At 64.2% G+C, this 9063-nt stretch carries 8 protein-coding genes and 4 pseudogenes; 5 read left to right on the top strand and 7 right to left on the bottom strand.

Annotated features, from left to right (window positions below; genetic code table 11):
• The 6 genes and pseudogenes from V7E05_RS12505 to V7E05_RS12530 all read right to left on the bottom strand — a co-directional run.
• Positions 1–283, bottom strand: a 283-nt coding sequence (locus tag V7E05_RS12505) for an SAM-dependent methyltransferase (protein ID WP_333619973.1), incomplete at its 3' end; no start/stop codon positions are given.
• A 447-nt stretch (positions 284–730) separates the two neighbouring features.
• A pseudogene (locus V7E05_RS14345) lies at positions 731–1971 on the bottom strand (class I SAM-dependent methyltransferase).
• Positions 1972–2145: 174 nt separating this feature from the next.
• Positions 2146–2562, bottom strand: a pseudogene (locus tag V7E05_RS14350) (DUF1365 family protein); the annotation flags it as partial.
• 149 nt (positions 2563–2711) lie between these two features.
• Positions 2712–2861 (bottom strand): hypothetical protein, encoded by a 150-nt coding sequence (locus V7E05_RS12520; RefSeq protein WP_333619976.1) that lies wholly within the window; start codon positions 2859–2861, stop codon positions 2712–2714.
• A 129-nt stretch (positions 2862–2990) separates the two neighbouring features.
• Positions 2991–3323: pseudogene (locus tag V7E05_RS12525) on the bottom strand (FAD-dependent oxidoreductase); the annotation flags it as partial.
• 628 nt (positions 3324–3951) lie between these two features.
• Positions 3952–4116, bottom strand: coding sequence for a hypothetical protein (locus V7E05_RS12530; RefSeq protein WP_333619978.1), 165 nt, complete (start codon positions 4114–4116; stop codon positions 3952–3954).
• 203 nt (positions 4117–4319) lie between these two features.
• Between V7E05_RS12530 and V7E05_RS12535 the strand changes: the two genes are divergently transcribed.
• The 3 genes from V7E05_RS12535 (at position 4320) to V7E05_RS12545 (ending at position 7033) form a co-directional block, all read left to right on the top strand.
• On the top strand, positions 4320–5339 hold the full coding sequence (locus tag V7E05_RS12535; protein ID WP_333619979.1) for an NAD(P)H-binding protein: 1020 nt from the start codon (positions 4320–4322) through the stop codon (positions 5337–5339).
• Positions 5340–5402: 63 nt separating this feature from the next.
• Positions 5403–6329 (top strand): NAD(P)H-binding protein, encoded by a 927-nt coding sequence (locus V7E05_RS12540; RefSeq protein WP_333619980.1) that lies wholly within the window; start codon positions 5403–5405, stop codon positions 6327–6329.
• Positions 6330–6736: 407 nt separating this feature from the next.
• Positions 6737–7033 carry a CPBP family intramembrane glutamic endopeptidase gene (locus V7E05_RS12545; RefSeq protein ID WP_333619981.1) on the top strand — a complete coding sequence of 99 codons (297 nt, stop codon included), beginning with the start codon at positions 6737–6739 and terminating at the stop codon, positions 7031–7033.
• A 177-nt stretch (positions 7034–7210) separates the two neighbouring features.
• Here the strand turns inward: V7E05_RS12545 and V7E05_RS12550 are convergent, their stop codons facing one another.
• The gene (locus V7E05_RS12550) at positions 7211–7699 is read right to left on the bottom strand and encodes a pyridoxamine 5'-phosphate oxidase family protein (protein WP_333619982.1); all 489 of its coding nucleotides are present in this window, start codon (positions 7697–7699) and stop codon (positions 7211–7213) included.
• 253 nt (positions 7700–7952) lie between these two features.
• On the opposite strand from V7E05_RS12550, the gene V7E05_RS12555 reads away from it, so the two are divergent.
• Both V7E05_RS12555 and V7E05_RS12560 read left to right on the top strand, forming a co-directional pair.
• Positions 7953–8588, top strand: a complete 636-nt coding sequence (locus V7E05_RS12555; RefSeq protein WP_333619983.1) for a TIGR03085 family metal-binding protein — start codon at positions 7953–7955, stop codon at positions 8586–8588.
• A 311-nt stretch (positions 8589–8899) separates the two neighbouring features.
• Positions 8900–9063 (top strand): annotated as a pseudogene (locus tag V7E05_RS12560) (IS256 family transposase); the annotation flags it as partial.

A 9063-nucleotide genomic window follows, 5' to 3' on the forward strand; every position in this document is an offset into this window, starting at 1 on the left:
GCACGCCGTGCGTGGCCGCGGCGGCGATCGCCATCGAGCCCCAGCCCCAGCCGCAGCCGACGTCGAGGAGGTGTATCCCCGGTTGGAGCGCGAGATCGCGGCCGACGAAGGCGAACTTCGCCGCCTGGGCGGCGGCGAGGACGGCACCGGGATCGGCACCGTGGTCGGCGCCATTCCCCGGGCTCGGCCGCCCCGAGGGGAACCACCCGCACGAGTAGGCCATGGATTCGTCGAGTATCAGCGCGTAGAAATCCGTGCGCAGGTCGTAGTGGTGGCTGATCACGGCCCGATCCCGGAGAGACGAGTGGAGGCGCCCGCGCACCCACGGCCTGCGTCGCCGGGCGCGCCGGCCAGGGGCCGTGGGCGCCGTGCCGCGCGGCGAGTCCCGCGAGTCGGGCGAGCGCGCGCGGGCCGGGGCGGGAACCGACGAGGTCCCTCTCGCGAATGGCCTGCCAGAGGTGAGTCATCCCCTCGAGCAGGCCGCCCGGCACGTCGATCTCACCGGCGACGTACGCCTGCGCAGCGCCTGGTTCTCCCGGCGCCCAGAGCTGCCTGCGCACAGCCTCCGGCGAGCGCAGCTCCAGGACCGGCGCCTGGGCGGGGCCGGCGGCCGAGCCATCCCAGCACTCGAGGCGCACGGGCGGTCCGCCGCCGATCAGAGGGCGCAGCGCCTTCTCGATCTCCGCGGCGAGGTTCGCGGCACCGGCGCCCCGGCTATTCTTCCCCTGCCTCATCGCGGCGCCTCAAGCTCGAGGTGGGCGACATCGAGGTACCCAGGACAGAACCCTGCCTCGGAGTACTGCACGTAGAAGCGCCAAATGCGGACGAAGATGCCGTCGAAGCCCAGGGCTCGCACCTCGTCCTCGCGAGCAGTGAACCGCTCCTCCCACAGCCGCAGCGTCTCGGCGTAGTGCACCCCGAACCTCCTCCGCTCGCGCATCCGCAGGTCGGTGCCGCGAAAAGCCCGCTCGATCGCGCTGATCGACGGGATGCGCCCGCCGGGGAACACGTATTTGTTCATCCACGTGTAGTTGTTCCGTGTGGTGCGCACGCGCTCGTCGTCCATGAGGATCGCCTGGATCGCGGCCCGCCCGCCGGGCGCAAGAACGCTCTCGATCACTCGGAAGTACTCGACGAGAACGTCGAGTACGACGGCCTCGATCATCTCGATGCCCACCACGGCGTCGTACTCGCCGTCGACGTCGCGGTGGTCGCGGAGCTCAACGTCGATCAGGTCCCCGAAGCCCGCATCCTCCGCACGGCGAAGCGCGAGGTCGCGCTGCTCGGAGGAGGGAGTCGCCGAACGGACCGTGGCGCCGCGAGCGGCGGCGCGGAGGCAGAGCTCGCCCCAGCCGGTCCCGATCTCGAGCACCCGGCTGCCGGGCCTCATGCCCGCCGAGTCGAGCAGCGCGTCGATCTTCGCCAGCTGGGCGGGCGCGAGATCGCCCCAGGTGGGGGGCGGACCTCCGCGCCTTGCGCGGCGCTGGCGGCGTCGGGGTCGCCGCCGCTGGTGCCGCCCGTCGCGGATGACGCCGGGGTTCCGCCTTCCCCCAGCTTCCCTGGGCGCCCGGGGAGGGAGTCGAAGAGCGCCGCCGAGTATGTCAGGGTTTCGTCGAGGAACACCGCGCAGAATAGGTTGGAGAGGTCGTAGTGGGCGGAGATGTTGTCGGGCGCGTTCTCCACGGAGGCGCGGGTCTTGCGCGGCGGGCGCGCGATGTAGGGGCCGCGGAACACGCGGAGCGGCCTGGGCACCATCGTCGACTGGAGCGCGACGGACTCGGCCAGCAACGCCGCGAGTGCCGGGGAGTCCCAGTCCCCCGCGATATGGGACTCGCCGAGTCCGATCGACGCGTGCCGCCCCACCCGCGCGTGGAACTCGCGGGGCCGCCGGACGAGCATCCGCGGCGCCGCCGCCGACTCCGCCCCGCCGCCGCGTACGGTGCCGTCCGGGTATTCGAGGCGGATGGTCATGCCGCCGGCCAGGCCCGCGAGAATCGCCTTGGCGCCGAGTCCGAACAGCGATGTGAGCGGCCCGCGGGGCGCCGGCGGGATCGACTCCCAGGGGCGCCCCGCGGCGGTGTCCGCATTGGGGACCGGCCGGATCCTGAGCCCGCGCACCCAGAGGTAGATGCCGTGGGCGCGGATGCGGGCCGCGACGGCGACGGGCTCGAACGGTCGACGGGCCGGGATCAAGAGTAGCGCGCGCAGGTGCGCCGGGCTCCTCGTCCCCGCCACCGAGGCGACGAAATCCTGCTCGCCCTCGCGCCGGAGGCGGATGGCGACGTAGAGCCGCTCGCCGGGCTCGGGGACGTCGTTCTCGTAGCGGCCTCCGGCATCATGGAATGGGGAGACGCGAAAGGCCTTGGGAACCTCGGCGCGGCCACGGGCGTCGGGGCGGGGGAGGTCGTGATGCAAGCCGCCAAAGGTGTTGCGGACGACGGCGAACACCGCAGAGGGGTCGCCGGCGGCAGTGTGCAACCAGACGAGCGCGAGCGGGTCGAAGCCGTAGCCTGCGAAGCGCCCTGTGGTGGCGAGGAGCGCGGGGCCGTCGGCATCGGGCACGGTAGCGGCTGCGTCGCCACGACCGCGGCGGCGAAGTGGCGTTCCTCGTCGCCCAGACGCAGCGCGACCCCGTCATCGGTCCCGGCGAGCTCCGCCGCCGGGGTGGAGGTCCACACGTCGGCGATCCCAGCGGCGATCGCGGAGACGTACTACCGTGATCCGCCGACCACCGTCCGCCACGTCGGCGAGCCGAGGACCGTGAGCATCCCGTGATTGTCGAGGAAGCGGAAGAGGAACTCGGCGGGGTACTCGAGGGCGCGGTCCGGCTCCGTCGACCACACCGCCGCGACGAGCGGCACGACGAACGCGCGGCGGAAATACTCCCCGAAGCCGTGGCGGTCGAGGAATTCCCCCAGCGTCTCGGCGGACCGGCTGACGCCTGAGGCCGCCTCCGCGGCGGCGAGCCGGGCGCGGGCGTGCCGGTGGAATCACGGGACATCGGCGAGCATGCGCAGGTGCCGCAACCTCAGCGCCCGGGCGTCCGGGAGGAGCCCGCGCGCCCCTGCGCCACCCCGGTACTCGACTCCGAGTTCGTCGTCGCGCATGGAGAAGGTCATCTCCGTCTCCGTGGTCTCGACCCCGAGCACGGCGAACAGCCGGAGCAGCGTGGGATACGTGCGCGCGTTGCGGACGATAAAGCCGGTGTCTACGGCGAACCGGCGGCCGCCGAGCTCGATGTCATGGGTGTGTGCGTGCCCGCCGAGCCTGGAGTCAGCCTCGACCAGCGTCACCTCTCGGTCCTTCGCCAGGATGTGGGCCGCGACGAGCCCGCGACACCCGAACCGATGACAACTATTCGGTCCATTACGGGTGGGTTTGGGCCATAGCGTGGATTCATTCCCTTAATCTCATGTGGGCATACAACTCCGGTTACAAGGAATTAACCTAATTTTGGAGTCGTCGAAGGTGCACGACAGATTTGAGTTTTTCGCTACCTTGGTAACCGACTCGTTGCGGCAGGGGCTGGTCGTAATTGTAGTGGATGTTCCCCGCGCAGCTCGCCCGTACGGTGGCCGCGTGCACACGGCGATCCTTCGTGTCGCAGGGCGTGTCCCCGATCAGACGGACAAAGTGGTTAACGAGCGCGGCGAGCGCGAAAGCCTCACGCATCGTTCTCACGCGCTGTGCGGCCTATTCCTCGCTGATGCTGAGCTTCGGGAGATTGCGCTGCACCTCGTCGAGGACCTGGCCCGAGCAGAGCAGCTCGAAGATTGCCGCCTCGGAGAGCCATAGCAAGGTTGTCGCCAACCTTATCGGCACTAGCACGCACGCATCGAGGACGGCTACTCAACTATTCCTTGCGGCAGCGTCGGTCACCGGGATCCGCCGGTGTACGGCTCCGGTCTCCGCCCGCATACCGCCAAAGTCAACCAGCCGCACCACCGTCATTCAACTGACATCGAGCAACGCCGCCGCCTGGCTCGTGGAGATCATCGCCTCGACCGGAAACACGAACGCGTCGTCGCTGGAATCGAGCACATCGAGAAGTCGGGCAAACGCCGCACGTGCGCTCTCGAGGATGTCCGGCGCGGCGCGTAACGCCTCGTCAACCATTGGGCCGCTGCGGTGGTGCAGGGATCGGCGACCAACAACGCGTCGAGCTGAACGTTTATCCCAGAATGGCCCACCCTCTTCGTCAAGCCGACTCTCGGAGCACGACCAGAACCCCGGCCGCGAAAGCCCGCCACGGCAGGGGACTTACCCGCGGTAAGTACATAGTGATGCGATCTTCGAGTCGTGCTGGCAGAGTCAGGAGTATGAAACCGGTTCCAGGTACAGACGAGTCGATCCCTACGAAGTCCGTTCTCGTGATTGGTTCGACTGGCTACATCGGGTCCCGACTCGTGCCCCGTCTTCTCGATAACAACCTCGAGGTGCGGGTCCTGGTGCGTAATCCGGAAAAGCTCAAGACAGTGCCATGGAGAAAACGAGTGACAGTTTTCCAAGGCGGTCTCAGCGACCACTCGGTGCTCGTCGACGCACTTTCCGGTGTAGACGTCGCATGCCATCTCGTGCACTCAATGGGCAACTCAAAAGACTTCGAACGTCACGAGCGCGACACCGCGCACTCTTTTGTCGACGCGGCCGAAACCGCTGGGGTACGCCGGGTAGTGCACCTTTCCGGATTGCACCCCCGCGACACCAGCGAGCTTTCGCCGCATTTACGCTCGCGGCTTGAAGTGAGCCGGATCCTGCTGTCCTCGCGCGTGCCGGCCATGGTTCTGCAGGCTGGGGTGGTCATTGGGTCCGGGTCTGCTTCTTTTGAACTTATCCGACATCTCACCTCACGACTGCCGTTCATGATCACGCCGAAGTGGGCCGCCAATTCGATACAGCCGATATCGATCAGCGACACAATTCACTACATTTCGGCAGCGATTCGCTTGCCTTTCACGGAAGCTCAGACAGTCGACATCGGGGGGCCCGACGTACTGCAATATCGTGACATGATGCAGCTTTACGCTGCGGAAGCAGGCCTTCACCGCCGAATCATGCTCACGGTTCCCGTGCTCACTCCGAAGCTATCGTCGCTGTGGATGGGCCTAGTCACACCTGTCCCCTCTGGTCTTGCCGCTCCACTAGTGGAGTCGATGCGCTGTGAAGCGGTGGCTACCGGAAATCTCGGCGAGGAGATCCTCGGCTCCCCCCCCAGGCGGGCCCACGAGTTACCGCGAAGCTCTCCGCCAAGCGCTAAAGGTTCCGGTCGGACCTGCTCGTCCGGCGAAGTGGTCAGACAGCGATGCCCTGAGCGATCCTGCCACCCAGCTACCGAGTGATCCTGCGTGGGCAGGTGCGCGGAACCCGAGGTTTTGGGGCGCCAAAGTCCGTAAGGGTAGCCAATGAAGATCCTGGTCATCGGTGCACGCGGATATGTGGGATCGCGTCTGATCCCAGAGCTCATAGCTCGAGGACACACCGTAATAGCCGGAATTAGGGACGTTGCCACGGCGAGTGCAATTTTGACCACTGGAACGCTGATCACCCACTGCGATGTTCTCGACGAAGCATCGGTAATTGCTTCGCTTACCCACGCTGGAGAACCCGTCGATGCAGTTATTTATCTGGTTCACCGCATGTCGTACGGATCTGAATTTGCTAAAGAGGACGCGCGTGGCGCCCGCACAGTGTGCCAGGCAATGGCTGCCGCGGGTGTTGGGCGCTGCGTCTACCTGTCCGGACTACGACCGGACTGCGACGATCAAGAGCTATCAGCACACATGCGATCACGCCTGGAGGTCGAAGAGTTGCTGGCTATTGGCCCGACCCCGACTCTTACTATACGGGCGGGAGTCATTATAGGCGCCGGATCAACCAGTTTCGAAGCGCTGCGAGGACTGTGCGAACTACTTCCTCTCCAGCCCATCGCACCGTGGATGCGCCATCGAATTGAGCCTGTAGCGGAAGTCGATGTACTCGAGGTGCTCTGTGGATCCCTCGTCGGGCCTCCTCAACGCGGTTCTATCGATATCGGCTGTGGAGAGCAGTTCACTTATCCCGAATTGCTCCGTCTCTATGCCCGGTTGGCTCGACGACCCATTCTTCAAATACCCATCCCAGCGATCCCCTGTGACTTGGTTGCTCACGCGCTTGCCAACGTCGTACCACACGACGGTATGACCGTCGCGGCCATGATCGACAGTCTGTGTCATGACATGGTGTGCGCCGACAATTCCACTCGCAAGCACGACCTCGTGCCTGCGGGCTGGGCCTGGAAATCTGCGCACGAAGCGATCCACACTTCCCTCTATCTCCAAACCGCCTCGTGAGTTATCGGTGCGCCGTCGCGCTTCGTCACACACGGGCCTTCCGCACGGGCGTCGCCGAGCAACCTGATGAAGAAGCCACGAGGAAACGTCGGCGAATCGTCGTTCTCGTTACCTTGTGCATCGGCACGCCCCTCAACGCGTGGTCCTTGCACATCGCTCCTGGAGATCCTTTGTTCTACGGCGCAACTACGCTCTTGGGTACAGTATGGATCGTCGGCGCATTGGCCTCAGGACCTTTACATCTCGGTCGCGAGCCCTACCGGCCGGGTTCCTGGCCATGGCGGTCGGCATTACTGCTGGCAGTTGCTTTAGCTACTACGTTCTGCCTCGGCGCGTTGGTCGTTTCACATATTCCGTTACTCCGTGAGCCGGTCCAGAATCTCCTGGCCCACGTCACCGCTGGTAACATGCTCCTGATCGCCGTGATCACCGCAGCCAATGGAGTATCGGAAGAGCTTTTCTACCGTGGCGCAGTCTACTCAACGTTAGCCAAGAGATGTCCCGTTCTAGTAAGCGCCGCAATCTATACGGCAGTTATTGCCACGGCCGGAATCCCTTTGCTAACCTTCGCTGGTTTTGTCCTCGGTCTCGTCACAGCCGTCCAACGACGCTGTACGGGCGGAATTTTGGCGCCGGCCATCACACACGTCGCCTGGTCTATGACGATGCTCTTCGCCCTCGGCCCCCTACTTGATTTTTCCTAACTTCGGGTTGAGTAGATGAAGTCTGCATGACGTGGTTACCGCACGCATGGGCGAGACGAGATCGTCGTGTTTCTTGTCGGAAGCAACGGGAGCCACTCCCGCGGTCGTGGCACCTACACGCGCAGCGGCATACCTAGGCTCGCGCGAAAGTTGAACGTGTTACCGTAATCCTTGAACTTAAAGTTCCACGGTTCCGCTGGATCCCACGTCGGGAGTTCGGTGGTCGAGCGAAATCGCTGAGCGTGTGAATGAGGGGATGTGGGCTACGGTCGAACCGCCGGCGTCCCAATACTCGGCGGAATTGGCACGGACCAAAATCGACGTGGCCTGTTCTTGCCCACCGGGGAACCAGGCGTCGTCCGCATAACTCCAGTTCGAGGCAACAATCTCGCGTTCGTCGTCAACCACGGCGTTTCCGGCGACGGAGACGAAACCCTCCGACGACTGCACCGACACGTTGACGCGGGGGTCAGCCTCGATTTCCGGCACAATACCGTAGTTGCGTGGCGCTAGTAGTCGTATAGTGCCGTCGAATTCAGAGTTTTGACGGGCCATAGGGCGACTGAGCAACTGCCCTTCGACTCCAACGGTAGTAGCCATGCAGATCCGAAATTTTTTCATGAGATCGGTGACAATCTGCTCGGACTTCCTGGCATCGTCCGACATTACATGCTCCTTTATTAGCCACAATTCACGTCTGCACACATCGTCCGCTTGCGGCCCTCAACCGGTGTCACCGCCAATTTCTTCAACGACAAAACACAGCGTGGAAGCGTGAACATCCGCGCAGATACGTCGCGCCGCTACAGAAGTAATAGGTACCAACTTTGAAAATGCGGGGCACCGTAGCAGCGCAATTGGGCATCATCGTGACGGAGACCGCGAACATGAGGGTAAACATCGTGGAAGACTTGAGACCATGCGTACCGCTGTTCTCGCCCGAAATAATCTCACCGATCTCATGCTCGCCGTGGGGCCAGATGCGCCGACCCTATGCGAAGGATGGAGGGCGCGCGACCTCGCAGCCCACCTGGTCGTTCGCGAACGCCGGCCGGACTCGTTGCCGGGCATACTGCTCGAGCGGTTTGCCGCCCACACCGAAAAGGTGCAAAACGAACAGGCCCGCACGCCGTTCACAAAGCTCATCGACCTGATCCGCTCTGGACCTCCGAAGTGGAGCCCGATGTCTTTCGGGCCCATTGATCAGGCCACCAACCTCATGGAGTACGCGATACATGCAGAGGACATCCGCCGAGCCAATGAAATCGCCGACCTCCCGGAGATGCCCGCGCAGGTCGATGACGATGTCTGGAACTCCTTGCCCATGTTCGCCCGCATGACACTGCGCTCGCTACGTGTCGGCGTAATTGCCCAATGTGTAGGCCGCCCAGACGCCACGCTACGCGCGACCCACAAAGGGCAGTCCGTGGCGAGGTTGGTCGGTGCACCGCGCAGTGTGGCGTTAGCGGTCGGAGGACGCGGTTTCGACGGCGTAAAGCTCGAAGGCCCGCCCGACGCATTAAGCGCGGTACGACAGGCTTTCCCCGGCTTGTAGACGAGCACGTCGACGGATCTGCGCGTACATCGGAGTCGTGCGTTACTAATCTTCCTCCGTATTTATTTGCGCCTTCGAATTGTTTTGGTATCAAGAATGATGTCCGCCGGGCGTACTCATCCTAGTCCTCCCGGTTCGACATCATTTTCTACAGCAGGCGTGCACCCGAGAGGGGTAAGTCGCGTGGGGTGGTGGGGTTTCGGGGCCGGGGTTCTGGCTGACGAAGGTGTGGCGGTCCGCAGAGGTCGGGCAACCGCGTAGTGGTCAAGGAGTTACCGCCACGTAGCTCACAGTAAAAGACACACCACGCGATGACCCATTCCCACTCTGGCGTACAGGCCCAGCTCGATGCACTGCTGGCCGCCGATCCACAGGCGATGTTCGCCACGCTGGTGCGGGCCGGCATGCAGGCGTTGATCCAGGCCGAAGCCGCGGCGAAGAACAACGCTGACCACTATGAGCGCACCGAGGGCCG

It is taken from the genome of Dietzia sp., from assembly GCF_036741115.1.
GTDB lineage: Bacteria > Actinomycetota > Actinomycetes > Mycobacteriales > Mycobacteriaceae > Dietzia.

Coding starts and splice junctions, on each gene's coding strand:
- V7E05_RS12550 (WP_333619982.1), bottom strand. CDS start 7,699: ATGTCGGACGATGCCAGGAAGTCCGAGCAGATTGTCACCGATCTCATG.
- V7E05_RS12540 (WP_333619980.1), top strand. CDS start 5,403: ATGAAGATCCTGGTCATCGGTGCACGCGGATATGTGGGATCGCGTCTG.
- V7E05_RS12535 (WP_333619979.1), top strand. CDS start 4,320: ATGAAACCGGTTCCAGGTACAGACGAGTCGATCCCTACGAAGTCCGTT.
- V7E05_RS12530 (WP_333619978.1), bottom strand. CDS start 4,116: ATGGTTGACGAGGCGTTACGCGCCGCGCCGGACATCCTCGAGAGCGCA.
- V7E05_RS12555 (WP_333619983.1), top strand. CDS start 7,953: ATGCGTACCGCTGTTCTCGCCCGAAATAATCTCACCGATCTCATGCTC.
- V7E05_RS12545 (WP_333619981.1), top strand. CDS start 6,737: ATGCTCCTGATCGCCGTGATCACCGCAGCCAATGGAGTATCGGAAGAG.